A 17,055-nucleotide genomic window follows, 5' to 3' on the forward strand; every position below is an offset into this window, starting at 1 on the left:
GCGCTGCTGCCGATCAATCTCCTGATCGAGCTGGGAATCCTGTCGCTGCTGCTGATGCCGACGCGTTTTTCCGCGCTCGGCCGCAAGCTCGCCGTGACCACGCTGGTGCTGCTGGCACTGGCTGCGTTCTCGCCGCTCGGTAATCTGCTGCTCTATCCGTTGGAATCGCGGTTTCCGGCATGGGACCCGGCGCGCGGCGCGCCCGACGGCATCATCGTGCTTGGCGGCTCCATCGACACGGATCTGTCGGCGGCGCATCGCACGCCAGTCGTTTCGCACGCGGCCGATCGCTTGTTTGCGCCGGCCGGGCTCGCGCGCCGCTATCCCAATGCGCGCATCGTCTTCACCGGGGGCACTGCGAATCTTGTCGAAACCGATTCCAGGGAGGCCGACTACTCCGCGCCGATCCTCGAAAGCCTCGGCATCGCGAAGGATCGCCTGATTCTCGATCGCGATTCCCGCAACACCTGGGAGAATGCGATCTTCACGAGGCAATTGGTATCGCCAAAGCCGGGCGAACGCTGGCTCCTGGTCACGTCGGCCTTTCACATGCCACGCGCGATGGGGATCTTCCGCAAGGCCGGATTTGACGTCGAAGCCTATCCCGTGGACTGGCGAATGGGCGGGCGTGGCGCTCTCCTCTCTTTCACCAATGTCGGCGGCGACGGTCTTGCCAGGACCGAAGTGGCGGTGCGCGAATGGATCGGGCTCGTTGCCTACCGCCTGATGGGCCGGACTAGCGAGTTGCTCCCGGGACCGGCGAAGGACTAGAACCGTTCAAGAAACAATAAATAGCGCCGGCGCGCGACCGCCGGCCGGGAGGACGCCATGCAACAGCAGAGTGCAGACAGCATCGATCTTGCCGGCCTTGTCGCCGATCTCAACAGCCTGCTGCGGCTGAAGACCACAGTGATCGGCATGAAGCTGTTCGCGCGTACCGCGGAGATGGAGGCGATCCCGAAAATCCGGCGGCCGAACGCGGTTCACACGACAGACCAGATCGTCAGCATGGCCTCGCGGCTCGGCTGGACCGTCGGCATTACCGGCAACGATCTCGTCGGCGCGCAATGCCGCGCCGTGATCGGCCTTGCACCGCAGGACGAGAAATGGCTCGCCGGCGAAAACTATGTCGGGGTCTGGCACGGCACGGCAGAGGACGCGCGCAAACGCCAGGAGGCGCTGGACGTCGTTCCGTTCGGCCAGTACCAGGCGCTCGCGGTCAGCCCGCTCGCCAGCGGCCGGCTCGATCCGCCCGACATCTGCCTCGTCTACGCCACGCCGGGACAGATGATCATCCTGATCAACGGTCTGCAATATACCGGCTACAAGAAGTTCGAATGGGGTGTCGTCGGCGAGACCGCGTGCGCGGATTCCTGGGGACGGGCGCTCAAAAGCGGTGAGCCCAGCCTGTCCTTGCCATGCTATGCCGAACGGCGCTATGGCGGCGTGCCCGACGAGGAGATGCTGATGGCATTGAAGCCGGAACATCTCGCCAAGGCGGTTGTGGGCATGAAGGCGCTGGCCAAGAACGGCCTGCGCTATCCGATCCCGCCCTACGGTATTCAAAGCGACGTCCGTGCCGGCATGGGCGTGAGTTACGCGAAGAAGTAAAGGCCGACCATGAGCTCTGCGAAATTCGACATCATCGTCTACGGTGCGACCGGTTTCACCGGTCAGCTCGTCGCCGAATATCTGACCCAGCATTACAAGAGCGACAAGACGCTCAAATGGGCGATGGCAGGCCGTAGCCTTGGCAAGCTGAAATCGGTACGCGATGCGGTCGGCGCGCCCGGGAACACGCCGCTGATTGTCGCGGATGCGTCCGACGCGGCTTCGCTGAAGGCGATGGCGGAACGGACGATGTCGGTGGTCACGACGGTGGGTCCGTATCAGCTCTACGGCGAGGAACTGCTCGCGGCCTGCGTCGCCACCGGCACGGATTATTTCGATCTCTGCGGCGAACCGATCTGGATGCGCCAGATGATCGACAAGTACGAGGCGGCTGCAAAAGAGAGCGGCGCGCGCATCGTGTTTTCATGCGGCTTTGATTCCGTGCCGTTCGAGCTCGGTGCGTTCTTCGTGCAGGAAGAGGCCAAGCGCATGTTCGGCGCACCGGCGTCGCGCGTGAAAGGTCGCGTGCGCGATATGCGCGGCACGCTCTCGGGCGGCACCGCGGCGAGCGCGAAGGCGACCTTCGATGCGGTTGCCAAAGACATCAGCCTCATCACGATCCTGAACGATCCGTTCGCGCTGACACCGGGTTTCACCGGCCCGAAGCAGCCGAAGGGCAACAGGTCGCTGCTCGAGGAGGACCTGCAATCCTGGGCCGCGCCGTTCACGATGGCGCTGATCAACACGCGCAACGTCCATCGCTCCAACATGCTGATGGGCTTCCCCTACGGCCAGGACTTCGTCTACGACGAGATGGTCCTGACCGGCCCCGGCGAGAACGGCGAGGCCAACGCCAAGCTCGTGATGGCGGCCAATGCGGGCAAGACCGGCCCCGACGCACCGAAGCCGGGCGAGGGGCCGTCGAAGGAAGAGCGCGAAAACGGTCTCTTCGACCTGCTCTATATCGCGATCGCACCCGATGGCCGCATGGTTCGCGCCGGCGTCACCGGCGACCGCGATCCCGGCTACGGCTCGACCTCGAAGATGATCTCCGAATGCGCCATCTGCATGCTGCGTGACGCGACAGACGTCGCCGCGGGCTTCTGGACGCCGGGCGCAGCGATGCAGCACAAGCTGATCAAGCGGCTGGTCGAGCACGCCGGGCTGACATTCGCCGTGGAGAGATAGAGGCGGTCACTTGCCGCAATCGCGGTGTCATCGTCCGGCTTGACCGGACGATCCGGTATCCCAGAGATGGCACTGATCGAATCGAGAGGTCGCGGCGTACTGGATGCCCGCCTTCGCGGGCATGACAGCGTTCGCAACTACACCGCCCGCGCGTCGTACGCGTACATGAACTCCATGCTCTTCGAACCCAGCGGCAGCAGCCACTTCATCATCTGATTGCGGATCCAAGCGCCGGTGGCGCTGAATTCGCGCTTGCTGTTGCCGTTCCGGCGCGCCAGCGCGACGATCTTTTCCGCGCGCGGGCGTCGCTCGGCCTCGAAGGCCTGGAAGGTGGCGCCGAGCTCCTGGCCTTGCTGCATCAGCCGGGCGAGGCGCATCGCATCCTCCAGCGCGAGCGAGGCGCCCTGGCCGGCATGCGGGCTGGTCGCATGCGCGGCGTCGCCGATCAGCAGCGAGCGCTTTCGCGACCAGGTCGGCAGGGTCGCGACGTCGAGCGTGTCGGTGACCACGATGTTCTCGGCCGCGTCGATGATGGCGGGGATCGGATCATGCCAGCCGCGATGGAAGCCGCGCAGGTGCTGCTTCAGTGTCGCGGGGTCGAGCGCGCGGAACATCGCCGCGTCCATGCCGTGTGCGGGCTGCGTGCTCCACCACATCACGCCGTCGTTCGGATCGGGACTGCAATAGCCGTAGCCGAAGAAGCCACTCTGCCCGAACGTGGTCTCGACATTCCGGCCGATCGGCCGGCCGTGGAGGACGGCGTACGGAACGAAGCCGCCGAAGCCGATCAGTCCGGTGTCGAACGGCTGCGGTCCGTCCGGCACGACGTGGCGCCGCGCAACCGAGTGCACGCCATCAGCGCCGATCAGGAAGTCGCCTTCGGCGGTGGTGCCGTCGGCGAAATAGGCGATGATCGGCTGGTCGCCGCGGTCCTCGATCTTGATCAGGCGCTTCTCGAAATACAGCGACACACAGGCGCACCAGGCCTTGTCGATCAGCATCTCGTTCAGCGTGGCGCGGCAGACGTTGACCGCCGGCTGGCCGAAGCGCCGCGCCATGTCGCGATTGATCGAGCCGAGCCTCTCTCCGCCCTGCGAACAGAAGTCGAACGACTCCGCGATCGAGCCGCGGCTGATCAGCTCGTTCGAAAGGCCGATCTCGTCCATGACTTGCATGCCGTTCGGTGCGATCTGAAGGCCGCCGCCGATGCCTTTCGAATAGGGCCAGGCCTCGTAGATCGCGGACTCGATGCCGGCGCGGCGCAACAGGACCGCGGCGACGGGGCCGGCGATGCCGGCGCCGATGATCAGGGCCTTGCGGGGACGGTTGGACATGGCTTGCTCCCGACGTTTCCGTGGTGCTAGGAGAATTAAGGTCGCTAAATCTCTTAGTGACTAAGATATATATCGACTAAGATATGAGGTCGGCCTTGTCAAGGACGAAGGCGCGCGCTGCGCTGCTGCAGGAACTCGAGGAGGCGATGCGCAGGTCGTCCGCGCAGGGCGTGCTCTATGGTCAGACCGTTGCGAACGTTGCCGGAATTGCCAATTCCGACCTCGAATGCATGGACATCCTGTATCTCGAAGGCCGCGTCACCGCCGGCCGGCTCGCCGAAGTCACCGGCCTGACGACGGGCGCCATCACCGGCGTGGTCGACCGTCTTGAAAAGGCGGGGCTGGTGCGCCGGGAACGCGACGATGCCGATCGCCGCAAGGTCTTCATTGCTGTCGTGTCAGAGGCGATAGAAAGGCTCGGCCAGTTCTACGTGCCGATGCAGCAGGCGATGGAGAAGGTTTTTGGCGGCTATTCCGACGCGGAATTGCGCTTGCTGCTGCGCTTCGCCAATGAGGGCTACAAGGGGGTGCTCGCGGCGACCGCGGCGCTGAAGGGCCTGCTCGACACGCCGCCGGAGAAGCGTCCCGATCTCAAGCTGAGGAAGCTTCGTCGCCAGCCCTAGTCTTGTAGATCTGTGCGGCCGCGATCATGCCCCACATCGCGCCCAGCATCATCCAGAAGTGCCGCCAGTGGTCGGTGTCGATCACGAAACTTTCGCCGACTGTGCCGACGAAGGCGGAGAAGACGGCGAGATAGGCGCGCTGCCATGGCACGCGAACGAAGATGTGTCGAAAGCCCATGATGACGGTCGTGAAGACCAGCGCGGGATAGCAGATGCCGGACAGCCAGCCGCCGGACATGAAGGCGTTGAGGTAGGAGTTGTGGGTGTCCTCGGGGAAGAAGCGGTGGAATTGCAGGGGGCCGATGCCGAACGGCAGGTCGAGCGCCATCTCCGCACCGAGGATGTGCCGGCCAAACCGGCCGAACCGGCCTTCGTCATAGCTCTGGTCGAAGCTCGCGCGCTGCTTGAACATTTCGGCGATGGAATCGAACGACATCAACACCGCGATCAGCGCCAGGCCCAGCACCGCGGCCAGGATGGCCATGACAATGATGCGCGAGCGCTGCGCGTTGGTGCGGCTGGTCAGCACCATCAGCGCCAGCATGAAGGCGGATGTCAGCACCAGCCCGCCCCAGGCGGCGCGGGAGAAAGCGAGCAGGATCGCCAGCGACATGATGCCGAAGGCGATGACGTTGCGGAACGCCTTGCCGAGCTTGTCGGAAACCACGCTCTGGAGCGAAAACAGCGCCGGCAGGATCAGGAAGGCGCCGAGCACGTTCGGGTCCTTGAACGTGCCGCGGGCGCGTCCATAAAGTGTGAGGAGGTCGTCTCCGCCGGGGACCAGGTGGAAGTAGCCGGCGACCGCCGACAGGGAGGCAACCATCGCGCCGATCACGAGTCCGCGGCGGAGCATGTCGAGCCGGGCCGTGGTGTCCTCCGATGTGACCATGGCGAAGAACAGGACCGTCACCGCCATGTACCAGGAGGTCGCAATCCAGCTCACCACCTCGGACTGTTCGAACAGCGGGATCGCGCTGATCGTGTAGCCGACATTGAGCAGGACCAGCATCAGCACCAGCGGCATCAGGGCGAGCCGCAGACGCAGGCCGGTGGCGAAGAAGGTGACAGTGGCCAGCAGCGTCACGATCTCGTAGGGGCTCGGCTCGATGAAGACGATCGCGCCGGAGGCGCCGACCAGCCACACCAGCGCACGCTGAAGGGCCAGCACGCCGGGCGCAGCGCGAACCGCTGCATTCATCTCCCCCGCTGTCGCCGCATACGCCATCACACGCTCACGCTACCGGTACGCCACAAAACACGCTCTCATCGTCCGGCTTGACCGGGCGATCCAGTACTCCGAGACAGCGAGGCTCTATGGCGGCGCCGCGGCGTACTGGATGCCCCGCCCCAGTACGCAATTGCGGACAAGGCGGAGCATGACGGAGAAACTCAGCTCAATACGCGTTCTCGTTCTTGGTCAGCAGCGACATCGGCGTCTTCAGCAGAATGACGAGATCGAACAGCACCGACCAGCTCTCGATGTAATAGAGGTCGAACTCGACGCGCTTCTGGATCTTCTCTTCGTTGTCGATCTCGCCGCGCCAGCCGTTGATCTGAGCCCAGCCGGTGATGCCGGGCTTGACCCGGTGGCGGGCGAAATATCCGTCGACGGCTTCGTCGAACAGGCGGCTCTGGAGCTTGCCTTGCACCGCATGCGGACGCGGGCCGACCAGAGAGAGATTGCCGGAGACGACCACGTTGAAGAGCTGCGGCAGCTCGTCGAGGCTGGTCTTGCGGATGAAGCGGCCGACACGGGTGACGCGCGAATCGTTCTTGGTCACGACCTTCGAGGCCGTCGGATCCGCCTGATGATGGTACATCGAGCGGAACTTGTAGACGTCGATGCGCTCGTTGTTGAAACCGAAGCGCTTTTGCCGGAACAGCACCGGGCCGGGGCTGTCGAACTTCACCGCCAGCGCCACCAATCCCATGACCGGCAGGGCCGCGAGCAGCGCGAGGGTGCCGACGATGCGGTCGAACAACCATTTCATCACCAGGTCCCAGTCGGTGATCGGCGCCTCGAACACGTCCAGTGTCGGCACCTCGCCGATATAGGAGTAGGAGCGGGGACGGAAGCGCAGCTTGTTGGTGTGCGCGGAGAGGCGGATGTCCACCGGCAGCACCCAAAGCTTCTTCAGCATCTCCAGGATGCGCGTCTCGGCGGAGATCGGCAGCGCGAACAGCACGAGATCGACGCGGGTGCGGCGGGCGAACTCGATGATGTCGTCCACCTTGCCGAGCTTGCGCGCGCCGGCACAAGTGTCGAGCGCGCGGCTGTCGTTGCGGTCGTCGAACACGCCGAGCACGTGGATGTCGGAATCCTCCTGCACTTTCAGCGCCTCGACCAATTGTTCGCCGTTGCGGTCGGAGCCGACAATGATGGTGCGGCGGTCGAGCCGGCCCTCGCGCGCCCAGGCGCGCACCAGCGAGCGCAGCACCAGGCGCTGGCAGACGAGCGCGGCGAGCCCGAGGAAGTAGAAGGCGGCAAGCCACAGCCGCGATATTTCGCTGCCGAATTTGGCGAAGAAGGAGATGCCGATGAACAGCAGGAAGACGAACGACCAGGAGGAGATCATCCGCGTCATCTGCCGGAGCTGACCGCGGAACAGCTGCACTTGATAGATGTCGGCGGCCTGGAAGCAGACCACGGCGGAGACCGCGACGGCGATGATCTGCGCGGGATAAACCCAGCTGAAGGAGCCGGCGAGCGGCATGACATAGCCGAGATAGAGAGCAATGCCGACGAGGCTCAGCAGCGCGAAATCGGCCAGGCGGACGAAGCCGGTGATCACGATCGGCGAATAGGCGCGGGCGACCTTCTGGTTGACGATGTCGAGCGCGGCGGGCGAGAGCCGTCGGCGGCGCTCCACAAAGGGCTGGTCAGCCGGCTTCGCCGCGACGCTGGTCGCGGCATCGAGCATCGAGCGTGCGTTGAGCGGTTCCACGGGCGTCCACGTCCATTCCAAAAACCCGCGGGACACGTCCTTGCGCCCCGGGCGAGCATCCCCTGGCACATCGAGTATCGAACAAATCGGAAGATTCTCTAAAGCGGGCCTTAAGGATGGTTAGTGTTTGGTAAATGCGTCGCGATATCCCGCGAGCACGCCATCAACCATCGCCTGCTGAGAGAAATGCGCGGAGATGCGCTCGCGCAAGGACGATGCGCGCTGCACGGTCGCTTGCGGATTGTCGAGCGCGGCCGCAATCGCCTCCGCCATGGCCTCCGCGTCGCTCGGCGCGAACAGCGCCGGGCTCTCCGCCCCAAAAATCTCGGGGATGCCTCCGATTTTGGACGCGATCATCGGAATGCCGGCAGCACCGGCCTCGATTACGACATAGGGCATGGAATCGCCACGCGAAGGAACGACCAGCAGCCGCCCCTTGGAAAAGCCGTAGCGCGCCTTGACATGGCCGATGAAGCGGATGGCACTGGTCAGGCCAAGCCTCTCGACCTGCGCTTTCAATGCCGCGGTCTCCTCGCCATCGCCGCCGAGCGTCAGGGTGACCCTCTTGCCGCCCTCGTGCAGGCGCGCCACCGCATCGACCAGCAGATCGGCGCCCTTGATGTGCCTGAACTCACCGACATAAGCGAGGTCGGTGGCGTCGCCGGCGATGATAACAGGCTCGAATTCTTCCGGCGTCACACCGTTGAAGACGCAATGCACCACGCCCTTCGGCGTGCCGACGATGCGCTGATAGGTGTCGCGGGCAAACGCGCTTTCGAACAGAAAAAGGTCGGTCGCGCCCATCAGCGTGCGCTCGAGCCGCGCATAAAACTCGCCCTTGAGCGTGTTGAGGGGATAATGCAGCGAGCCGCCATGCGGGGTGTAGATGCGGATGGTGTCGTCGGAGCGCCGCCGCATGCGGATGAAAGCACCGGCCTTGGCGCCGTGGCCATGCATGACGTCGGGCTTGAGCGTAGCGATCAGGCGCCGCAAGCGAAGCCAGACCAGGACATCGTCCGGCGACGGTTCGCGGCGGATCGCCATCCGGTGCACGCCGAGCTTCAGTCGCGGTGCGAGCTCGGCAAGGGCCTTGTCGGCGCGCTCGCCGCCGGTGAGGTTGTCGGCGAGGATGCCGACATGATGGCCGCGGTCGACCTGGCCGTTGGCGACGTCGAGGATGTGGCGGAAGATGCCGCCGACCGGAGCGCGCACGGCGTGCAGGATGCGAAGCGGCTGGTCTTGAGAGGGGGGCATGATCAAAACCAGCGCTCGACGGCGAATGCTCGAACAAAACTCACGAAATAATCGAGACGGATTAAGAGCCCTCGTGGTTAACAAACGGTGACGAGCGCGCCCGCGCGGGCTGTCGGATGCCGCGATTAACCCAGCGGCAACCTTAATGGAGTGTAATCGCCCCGGTTCAGGTAAGTTCGTGGCGTTGCGCTTGCGGGAGTGTTCGATGCGTTTAGCGTTCTGGCGTGGCGGCAAGGACAGGGCGGTGGTCGAGCGGGCCGTCTCGAAGGCCAAAGCCGAAACCAAGCGGGCCGAACTCGCGCCCAGGATCGAAGCAAAGCCTGCGCCCGTTGCTCCGACGCAGCAGCCAGTCGAATCCGGCGACATCGACCTTCACGCGCTCGGCGCGGCATTGGCGCGCAAGCGCGGCTGGATCATCGTGCCGACGGTGCTGGCGCTCGTCGCGTCCGTCGCGATCGTCAATCTCGTCACGCCGCGCTACAAGTCTGAGTCCCGCATCCTGATCGACGGCCGCGAGAACGTGTTTCTGCGCCCCAACAGCGATCGCGCCGAGGAGCGGCAGGCGCTCGACGCAGAGGCCGTCACCAGCCAGGTGCAGCTCGTGCTGTCGCGCGACCTCGCGCGCGAGATCATCAAGAAGAACAAGCTTGCGGAGCGGCCCGAGTTCGATCCGGTGCTGCAAGGCATTTCGCCGCTGAGGTCGCTTGCGGCGCTGGTTGGCATCGGCCGCGATCCGTTCTCGATGACGCCGGAAGAGCGCGTGCTCGACGCCTATTACGAGCGCCTCCAGGCCTACGCCGTCGACAAGTCGCGCGTGATCGTGATCGAATTCCAGTCCGCCGATCCCGATCTCGCCGCGCGCGTCGCCAATTCAATCGCCGACGGCTATCTCGTGCTCCAACAGGATGCGCGCCAGGACCAGGCCCGGAACGCGAGCCAGTGGTATGGCGGCAGGATCGACGAGCTGCGACGGAATGTCTCCGAGGCCGAAGCGAAGGCCGAGGATTTCCGCTCCAAGTCGAGCCTGTTCATCGGCACCAACAACACGACGCTGTCGAACCAGCAGATGGGCGAGGTCAACACCCAGCTCAACAATGCGCGCGCGCTCAAGGCCGATGCCGAGTCCAAGGCGCGCCTGATCCGCGAGATGATCCAGAGCGGCAAACCGATCGAGTCGTCGGAAGTGCTGAACTCGGAATCGATGCGCACGCCCTCCCAGCAGCGCGTGGCGTTGCGGGCGCAGCTGGCCGAGCAATCGTCGACGTTGCTTGGCAACCACCCGCGCATCAAGGAATTGAAGGCGCAGCTCGCCGACCTCGACACCCAGATCCGCGACGAGGCCGCCAAGCTCGCCCGCACGCTCGAAAACGATGCGCGTGCCGCCACCGGGCGCGTTCAGGAATTGTCCGCAAGCCTCGAGCAGCTCAAGAAGCAGGCGACGTCAACCAACGGCCAGGACGTGCAGCTCCGCGCCCTCGAGCGTGAGGCAAAAGCGCAGCGTGACCTGCTCGAGACCTATCTCGCGAAGTACCGTGAAGCGAACACCCGCGAGACCATCGATACCGCGCCGACGGATGGCCGCATCATCTCACGCGCCATCGTCTCGAACATGCCGGCCTATCCGAAGAAGCTGCCGATCGTGCTGATCGCGACGATCGCGACACTGTTGCTCTCGTCCGGCGTCGTCGTCACCGGAGAGTTGTTGCGCCAGACCGCGCCCCGTGCAGTCGCTGTATTCACGCCAGCGCAAACGCGGGCGTCGGCTCGCCAGGAACAAGTTGTTCAACCGATGGTCATCGAGCCGTTCGTCGATCCGGTCATGGCAGAGCCCGCGCCGCTTCAGCCGGAGATGACGGCGGATGCTGATGTCAGCGGATTCGCGGAGATCGAACGCCTGGCCGTTAGCCTGCGCGCCGCCGGGGCTGGGGCGAAGAAAGTCACGGTGCTCGGCACCGCAGCCGGCGAAGCCGTCACGCTGTCGACGCTGACACTGGCCCGGTATCTCGCGCGCGATGCGCGGGTTGTCGTGGTCGATCTTGCCGCGTCCTCGCCGACCATGGCCGCCGTATCCGTCGACGCCTCCGCACCCGGCCTTGCCGAGCTGATGCAGGGCGAGGCGTCGTTCGCGCAAATCATCACCCGGGACAAGCTCTCGCGGCTGCATCTGGTCTTGCCCGGCCGTCCCGGCTTCGATCGCAGTCTGTTGCAGTCGCCGCGGGTGACCCTGGCGGTCGACGCGCTGCTGCGCGCCTACGACCACGTGCTGCTCGATGCCGGCAGCGCCTCCGACCTGCCGGCCGAACTGCTGACGGCGAATGCCCGCGCCGTCGTGGTGCCCGACGCGTCGATGGCGCCGGATGCGCGCGCGCTGATGTGCGAGCAGCTCAGCGCCGTCGGCTTCAGCGAAGTCACGATGCTGAGCAAGCCGGTGCAGCCGTCGAATCCGGTGGATGCGCCGCGCGTCGTGGCGGCGTAGGCAAAGACAGATTACCCGAACGCGCGTCGCAGCCGCTGCGCGAGGTCGAACAGCATCTGGTTTTGTTTCACCAGCCGCTTGCCGTGGCTCAGCGAGGACATTGCCATCGCCGCGAGTTTTCCGCGTGACGTCAGCGGAACAAAACTGTCGAAAATGTTCTGGTCGTCCTTGCAGAACATCCGCTTGTACTCGTCCGAGCCGATGCCAAGGTCGAGCGAACGGTAGCCGCGCTCGGCATAGCGGTCGATGATGTAGCGCATCAGGATCAGCCCGGGGCTGTAACGGGCGTGCTCGGACATCGTGTAGGTGTTGAACATCATCGAGTAGCGCTGGCCATCGGCGACGCCGGCGAAGATCGCGATCACCTCGTCGTCGCATTCGAGCGCGTGGATGTCGATGACGCGGCCTTCACCGCGCAGCGCAAGGCAGGCGCTGCGGACGAATTGCTCGACGCCGGGCTCGGCGAAGACGTTGGGAAGCTTCTGTTCGGCCATCCGCGCCGGCTTGACGCGGAAGAACCAGTCGAGCAGGCGGGTGACGTCCGTATCCGTGGTCGCCAGGTGATAGCGATAGCCGGCGAGAGCCTGGAGCTTCTTCTCCTTGCTCTTGAGACGACGGCGGAGCGAATTGCTGATCCGCGACGCCGGCGGACCGCCCGGCTCCATCGTGAGCAGCGGGCAACCGTTGATCGCGCTCTGGCGCGGCAGGAGCACAAACGGATTCTGCTGGTCGTGCCAGTGCAGCGGCTGCTGCGTCAGTGCGAGCACGTCGACATGCTCGCGCAAGGACGCAAGCAGCACGTCGAGATCGGCGATGGCGACCTGCGCTGCAAACTCGGCGTTCCACAAGCCCATGTTGAAGGAGGTATGCTTGCCGCCCATGAAGCAGGCCGTGCGCACGCCGTGGTTTTGGCGCAGCGAGAGCGGCAGCAGCAGGAGCGGCCGATGCTCGGCGTCGCGGGCAATGACGATGAAGGGGCGGGCGCGTTCGTGTTCGCCGACCAGGCCCTGCCAGGGACTCAGCAGGTCAAATCGCTGATAGGGCGTGAAGAGGTGACCGGGCTCCTCGAAGGCGCGCCAGACCGCCTCGGCCGTGCCGAGATCGGTGACGATATCGACATGCGCGATGCGGCTCGCTTTCGACCGCGCTGGCGATTCTGCCGTCCGGCTTTGCATCGCCGCAGCCATGGTCATTCGCGAAACCTGTCGAGAAATCAAAATGTGCGTAATTCGGCCTGTGGCCGACCTTTGCAAAGAAATGTCAACAAAGGGTAATGACTATGGGGAGGGGGAACGGGCGCCGACGGGCGTGAAGGTGGGATATGGCATCCGACGACAGATGGCTGGAACGGCTGCGCCTCGAGCTGACCTGGTTCACCGGCCAGGCGGCGCTGCGTAGTCGTGGTGCCGGCGCCATCCTGCGCCTTGCGCATGTGCGGCCGCGGCGGCGCGGCGGGTTTCAGCCGCTGCGCGAGAACGAGATCACGCCGCACTTTCTCGATCGCGCCATTCGCGCGTTGAAGCGGTGGAATTATGATTTTCTCGGCATGGACGAGGTCTGCCGGCGCGCGGTGACGCTGCCGGAAAAGCGGCGCTTCGTGGCGCTCACCTTCGACGGCGCCGGCAAGGATCTGATCGACTTTGCCTATCCGGTGCTGGCGCGCCACGGCGTGCCCTTCACGATTTATGTGCCCACGGCGTTTCCCGACGGCGTCGGAGAAGCCTGGTGGCTCGGACTCGAGCAGGTGATCGCGCGCGAGAGCCGTGTCAGCCTGTTGATGGGCGAAAAGGAGCAGCGCTTCACCGTCACAGGCAAAGCCGAGAAGCAGGCGCTGTTTTCGTTCGTCGAGTGTTGGCTGCGCTCGCTGCCGCCGGCGGATGTGTCGGCTGCGATCGCCGATCTCTGCACGCGCTACCGGGTCGACCTCGCCGCGCTCTCACGCGATGCGTCGATGAATTGGGAGGATCTGGCGAAGCTTGCGGCCGATCCGCTGGTGACGATCGGCAGCGCGACTGTGAACTATCCCGTGCTCGCCAACATGAAGGATGCAGCCGCGCTGCGGGAAATGACGATGGGCAAGGCGGTGGCGGAAGCGGCCTTCCATCGCGACATCCGGCATCTCGCCTTTCCGTTCGGCGATCGCGCCTCATTCCGGCGCAGCCATGTCGTCATGGCGGAGGAGGCGGGCTTCGCCAGCGCGGTGTCGACGATCCCGGGCATCGTGGATGCGGAGGGACGCACCAATCTGCGCGCGCTGCCGCGCATTTCCTGGGATGGCCGGGTGCGCTCGCTGCGCATGCTACGCGTGCTGGTGTCGGGCACGGGCTTTGCGCCGGTGAAGCCGACCGGCACCGCTACGAACTAGAGGCGCTACGACCTGGACTTGGCCCGGTCGGGCCGCTGCATCCAGCTCACGATCGGCATCGCCGGCAGCACCCAGCCCATGCCGACCACCACGTAATAGATCGCCTGCCGCCAGCCGGACTCGGCGATCCATGGCATCTGCGCCAGCGCCATACCGAGCAGGGCCCAGACGGTGGCGAGCACCAGGAGGAGGATGGTGCCGAGGAACTTGCGGGTACGGATCGTCATGACGGAATATTGCGGCTTTCGCGTAACTTGCGCTGCGGGAGCGGGGGACTATAAGGGGCACGCAGTCCGGTTCAAGCTCTGGTTTTTGCCTCGAATGACGACGATTTCCGCCCCGTCCGAGCCGCATCGCGCCGTGCGCTGGTGGCTGATCTCCGTGGCGGCGCTGATCGCGCTGATGGTGCTGGTCGGCGGCGCGACCCGGCTGACGGAATCCGGCCTCTCGATCGTCGAATGGAAGCCGGTCACGGGCAGCGTGCCGCCGCTCTCCGAAGGGCAGTGGACGGCGGCCTTCGAGGCCTACCAGAAGATCCCGCAATATCGCGAGCTCAACGCGGGCATGAGCCTGTCCGAGTTCAAGGAGATCTTCTGGTGGGAATGGACCCACCGGCTGCTCGGCCGCTTCATTGGGGTCGCCTATCTGCTGCCGTTCCTGTTCTTCCTGTGGCGCGGCGGCCTGTCGGGTGAGTTGAAGCGGCGGCTGTGGCTGCTGTTTGGGCTTGGCGGGCTCCAAGGCGCGGTTGGCTGGTGGATGGTGGCCTCGGGACTGTCCGAACGGGTCGAAGTTTCGCAATATCGGCTGGCGACGCATCTGGTGCTCGCGCTGCTGATCTTCGCCGGCATCGTCTGGACGGTGCGGCGGCTCGCCGAGCGGCCGCAGATCGCAGCACCATCGCGGCTGCGCTTCACGAGCGCCTTGCTCCTCGTCGTGACCTTTATTCAGATCTATTTCGGCGCGCTGGTTGCCGGCCTGCGCGCCGGGCGCGCCTACAACACCTGGCCGCAGATCGACGGCGCGTTCATTCCCTCGGCTGAGCGGCTGTGGTTCGAGACGCCATGGTGGCGCAACATGTTCGACAATGTGCTGACGGTGCAGTTCGAGCACCGCATGACGGCCTATGCGTTGTTCGCGCTCGCGGCATTGCACGCGTTCGATGCGGTGCGTTCACGCGCAGGTTCTGCGGCAAGCGGCGCGCTTTTGCTGTTTGGCGCGGTAAGCCTGCAGGCAGTGCTCGGCATTCTCACGCTGCTCAACCAGGTGCCGATTGATCTCGCGCTGGCGCATCAGGCGGTTGCGCTCGTGGTGCTGACGCTTGCGGTGATGCAGACAGAGCGGCTAGCTGCGCGTGGCTCAACCGAAGCGCAGCCGCGGGCGATTCCTGTCAGTCAGCCCGGCTGATCACTACCAGCCCGGCTGATCAGCAATAGCCGTAGATGCCGCACGAGTAGGGCAAGCGCCAGAAATAATCGACCTGCTTCCCGCCGTAATACGGGCCCTGATAATCGTAATCCCACGGGCGGCCGTAATAGCCCGGCAGCGTGTGGGAGCCCGGCAGCAGTGGCGTACCCGGCAGGTTGCGGATGTAGCTGCCGATGCCATAGGCCGGCGAGATCAGCGCATCCGGATCCGTCTCGACATAGACCTGCGGCGGCTCCTGCGGCGGAGCGGCGGGCCGCCGTTTCGGCGTGGCCGGCAAATCGGCGGCAATCGCAGCTGAGACCGTCAGCATCGCCGCAAGGGCAGGCACCATCCAGCGCAGCATCGTCGGCTCCGAATCAAAGGGGCGATCCAGTGACGATGTATGCGGCAGATATGGTTAATGACTGTTAACGGAGGCCGTCTTCCGGGACGCACCCAAGCGCCCCGGAATGACCGAGAAAGCTACGCGCCCAGCGCCTGTTCCAGATCGGCGATCAAGTCTTCCTTGTCCTCGATGCCGATCGAGAGCCGCACCACGTCGGGGCCGGCGCCGGACTTGACCTTGGCGGCGTCGTCGAGCTGGCTGTGCGTGGTCGAGGCCGGATGGATGACGAGCGAGCGGGTGTCGCCGACATTGGCCAGATGCGAGAACAGCTGCAACTTCGACACCAGGCTGACGCCTGCGTCGTAGCCGCCCTTCAGGCCGAAGGTGAACACGGCGCCGGCGCCCTTCGGCGCGTATTTGCGCGCAAGCTGGTTGTACTTGTCGCTTGCAAGCCCCGCATAGTTCACCGAGGCCACCGCCGGATGGCCGGCGAGGAATTCGGCGACCGCCTTCGCATTGTCGCAGTGCTTCTGCATGCGCAGCGGCAGCGTCTCGATGCCGGTGAGGATCATGAAGGCATTGAACGGCGACAGCGCGGGGCCGAGGTCGCGCAGGCCGAGCACGCGGCAGGCGATCGCGAAGGCGAAATTGCCGAACGTCTCCTGGAGCCGGATGCCGTGATATTCGGGCCGCGGCTCCGCCAGCATCGGATATTTGCCGCCGGTCGACCAGTCGAAGGTGCCGGCATCGACGATGATGCCACCGATCGAATTGCCGTGGCCGCCCAGAAACTTCGTCAGCGAGTGCACGACGATGTCGGCACCGTGATCAATCGGCCGGATCAGATAGGGCGAGGCCAGCGTGTTGTCGACGATCAGCGGTACGCCCGCCTTGCGCGCCACCGTCGAGACCGCCTCGATGTCGGTGATGCTGCCGGCGGGATTGGCGATGGACTCGATGAAGATCGCTTTCGTGCGCGGCGTGACCGCGCGCTCGAAGCTCGCGATGTCGTCGGGATCGGCCCACACCACGTTCCAGCCAAAGCTCTGGAACGCATGCGTGAACTGGTTGATCGAGCCGCCATAGAGCTTTCGCGCGGCGATGAACTCGTCGCCGGGCTGGAGCAATTGCTGCAGCACCACGACCTGCGCGGCATGGCCCGAGGCCACAGCAAGCGCGGCCGTGCCGCCTTCGAGCGCCGCGACGCGTTCTTCCAGCACCGCATTGGTGGGATTGCCGATGCGGGTATAGATGTTGCCGAACGCCTGCAGGCCGAACAGCGAGGCGGCGTGGTCGGCGTCGTTGAAGACAAAGGATGTGGTTTGATAAATCGGAGTCGCGCGCGCACCGGTGGTGGGATCGGGCTGTGCACCGGCATGCACGGCGAGGGTCGAAAATCCCGGAAGGCGATCGCTCATTGAGGGCGTCCTGTTCTCGTGGTCTGAAATCGCGCGGTATGCTGATTGGCGCCGCGGCTGGCGTCAAGGCGGCGCTTCATATCAGAATGAT

Annotated in this window: 15 protein-coding genes; 7 read left to right on the plus strand and 8 right to left on the minus strand. The window is 65.0% G+C overall.

The window, feature by feature from the left end; translation table 11 throughout:
• Positions 1-3: 3 nt before the first annotated feature.
• The 3 genes from IVB27_RS09790 to IVB27_RS09800 are packed head-to-tail and all read left to right on the plus strand — an operon-like array spanning position 4 to position 2,799.
• Entirely contained in the window at positions 4-771 is a 768-nt protein-coding gene (locus tag IVB27_RS09790) for a YdcF family protein (RefSeq protein WP_247443299.1), read from the plus strand.
• Between the two features lie 57 nt (positions 772-828).
• Entirely contained in the window at positions 829-1,611 is a 783-nt protein-coding gene (locus IVB27_RS09795; RefSeq protein ID WP_247443217.1) for a DUF169 domain-containing protein, read from the plus strand.
• Positions 1,612-1,620: 9 nt separating this feature from the next.
• Positions 1,621-2,799 carry a saccharopine dehydrogenase family protein gene (locus IVB27_RS09800; RefSeq protein WP_247443219.1) on the plus strand — a complete coding sequence of 393 codons (1,179 nt, stop codon included), beginning with the start codon at positions 1,621-1,623 and terminating at the stop codon, positions 2,797-2,799.
• Between the two features lie 137 nt (positions 2,800-2,936).
• On the opposite strand, the gene IVB27_RS09805 is transcribed toward IVB27_RS09800, so the two are convergent.
• The gene (locus IVB27_RS09805) at positions 2,937-4,133 is read right to left on the minus strand and encodes an FAD-dependent monooxygenase (RefSeq protein WP_247443220.1); all 1,197 of its coding nucleotides are present in this window, start codon (positions 4,131-4,133) and stop codon (positions 2,937-2,939) included.
• 146 nt (positions 4,134-4,279) lie between these two features.
• Here IVB27_RS09805 and IVB27_RS09810 point away from each other — a divergent pair, with 146 nt between their 5' ends.
• Positions 4,280-4,756 (plus strand): MarR family transcriptional regulator, encoded by a 477-nt coding sequence (locus IVB27_RS09810; RefSeq protein ID WP_247349489.1) that lies wholly within the window; start codon positions 4,280-4,282, stop codon positions 4,754-4,756.
• Here IVB27_RS09810 and IVB27_RS09815 read toward each other — a convergent pair.
• The 3 genes from IVB27_RS09815 to IVB27_RS09825 all read right to left on the minus strand — a co-directional run bounded on the left by IVB27_RS09815 (position 4,725) and on the right by IVB27_RS09825 (position 8,955).
• Positions 4,725-5,981, minus strand: coding sequence for an O-antigen ligase family protein (locus tag IVB27_RS09815; RefSeq protein WP_247443221.1), 1,257 nt, complete (start codon positions 5,979-5,981; stop codon positions 4,725-4,727). The two genes, IVB27_RS09810 and IVB27_RS09815, sit on opposite strands and share 32 nt — an antisense overlap.
• 169 nt (positions 5,982-6,150) lie before the next feature.
• Positions 6,151-7,701 carry an undecaprenyl-phosphate glucose phosphotransferase gene (locus IVB27_RS09820; RefSeq protein WP_247443222.1) on the minus strand — a complete coding sequence of 517 codons (1,551 nt, stop codon included), beginning with the start codon at positions 7,699-7,701 and terminating at the stop codon, positions 6,151-6,153.
• Between the two features lie 120 nt (positions 7,702-7,821).
• The gene (locus IVB27_RS09825) at positions 7,822-8,955 is read right to left on the minus strand and encodes a glycosyltransferase family 4 protein (RefSeq protein ID WP_247443223.1); all 1,134 of its coding nucleotides are present in this window, start codon (positions 8,953-8,955) and stop codon (positions 7,822-7,824) included.
• A gap of 205 nt (positions 8,956-9,160) precedes the next feature.
• Between IVB27_RS09825 and IVB27_RS09830 the strand changes: the two genes are divergently transcribed.
• Complete coding sequence (locus IVB27_RS09830) at positions 9,161-11,431, plus strand: GumC family protein (RefSeq protein WP_247443224.1); 2,271 nt, start codon at positions 9,161-9,163, stop codon at positions 11,429-11,431.
• An 11-nt stretch (positions 11,432-11,442) separates the two neighbouring features.
• Here the strand turns inward: IVB27_RS09830 and IVB27_RS09835 are convergent, their stop codons facing one another.
• Positions 11,443-12,624 carry a GNAT family N-acetyltransferase gene (locus IVB27_RS09835; RefSeq protein ID WP_247443226.1) on the minus strand — a complete coding sequence of 394 codons (1,182 nt, stop codon included), beginning with the start codon at positions 12,622-12,624 and terminating at the stop codon, positions 11,443-11,445.
• 128 nt (positions 12,625-12,752) lie between these two features.
• Here IVB27_RS09835 and IVB27_RS09840 point away from each other — a divergent pair, with 128 nt between their 5' ends.
• Positions 12,753-13,796: a polysaccharide deacetylase family protein gene (locus tag IVB27_RS09840; RefSeq protein ID WP_247443233.1), complete on the plus strand. Its 1,044-nt coding sequence runs from the start codon at positions 12,753-12,755 to the stop codon at positions 13,794-13,796.
• A 5-nt stretch (positions 13,797-13,801) separates the two neighbouring features.
• On the opposite strand, the gene IVB27_RS09845 is transcribed toward IVB27_RS09840, so the two are convergent.
• On the minus strand, positions 13,802-14,023 hold the full coding sequence (locus IVB27_RS09845) for a DUF2842 domain-containing protein (RefSeq protein ID WP_247443234.1): 222 nt from the start codon (positions 14,021-14,023) through the stop codon (positions 13,802-13,804).
• Between the two features lie 94 nt (positions 14,024-14,117).
• Here IVB27_RS09845 and IVB27_RS09850 point away from each other — a divergent pair, with 94 nt between their 5' ends.
• Complete coding sequence (locus IVB27_RS09850; RefSeq protein ID WP_247443237.1) at positions 14,118-15,200, plus strand: COX15/CtaA family protein; 1,083 nt, start codon at positions 14,118-14,120, stop codon at positions 15,198-15,200.
• Positions 15,201-15,219: 19 nt separating this feature from the next.
• Here IVB27_RS09850 and IVB27_RS09855 read toward each other — a convergent pair whose 3' ends face one another.
• Together IVB27_RS09855 and IVB27_RS09860 are read right to left on the minus strand one after the other, a co-directional pair.
• Positions 15,220-15,564 (minus strand): hypothetical protein, encoded by a 345-nt coding sequence (locus IVB27_RS09855; RefSeq protein ID WP_247349380.1) that lies wholly within the window; start codon positions 15,562-15,564, stop codon positions 15,220-15,222.
• A gap of 119 nt (positions 15,565-15,683) precedes the next feature.
• Positions 15,684-16,964 (minus strand): O-acetylhomoserine aminocarboxypropyltransferase, encoded by a 1,281-nt coding sequence (locus IVB27_RS09860; protein WP_247443239.1) that lies wholly within the window; start codon positions 16,962-16,964, stop codon positions 15,684-15,686.
• Positions 16,965-17,055: the final 91 nt, after the last annotated feature.

This window comes from Bradyrhizobium sp. 197 (assembly GCF_023073375.1).
Classification (GTDB): domain Bacteria; phylum Pseudomonadota; class Alphaproteobacteria; order Rhizobiales; family Xanthobacteraceae; genus Bradyrhizobium.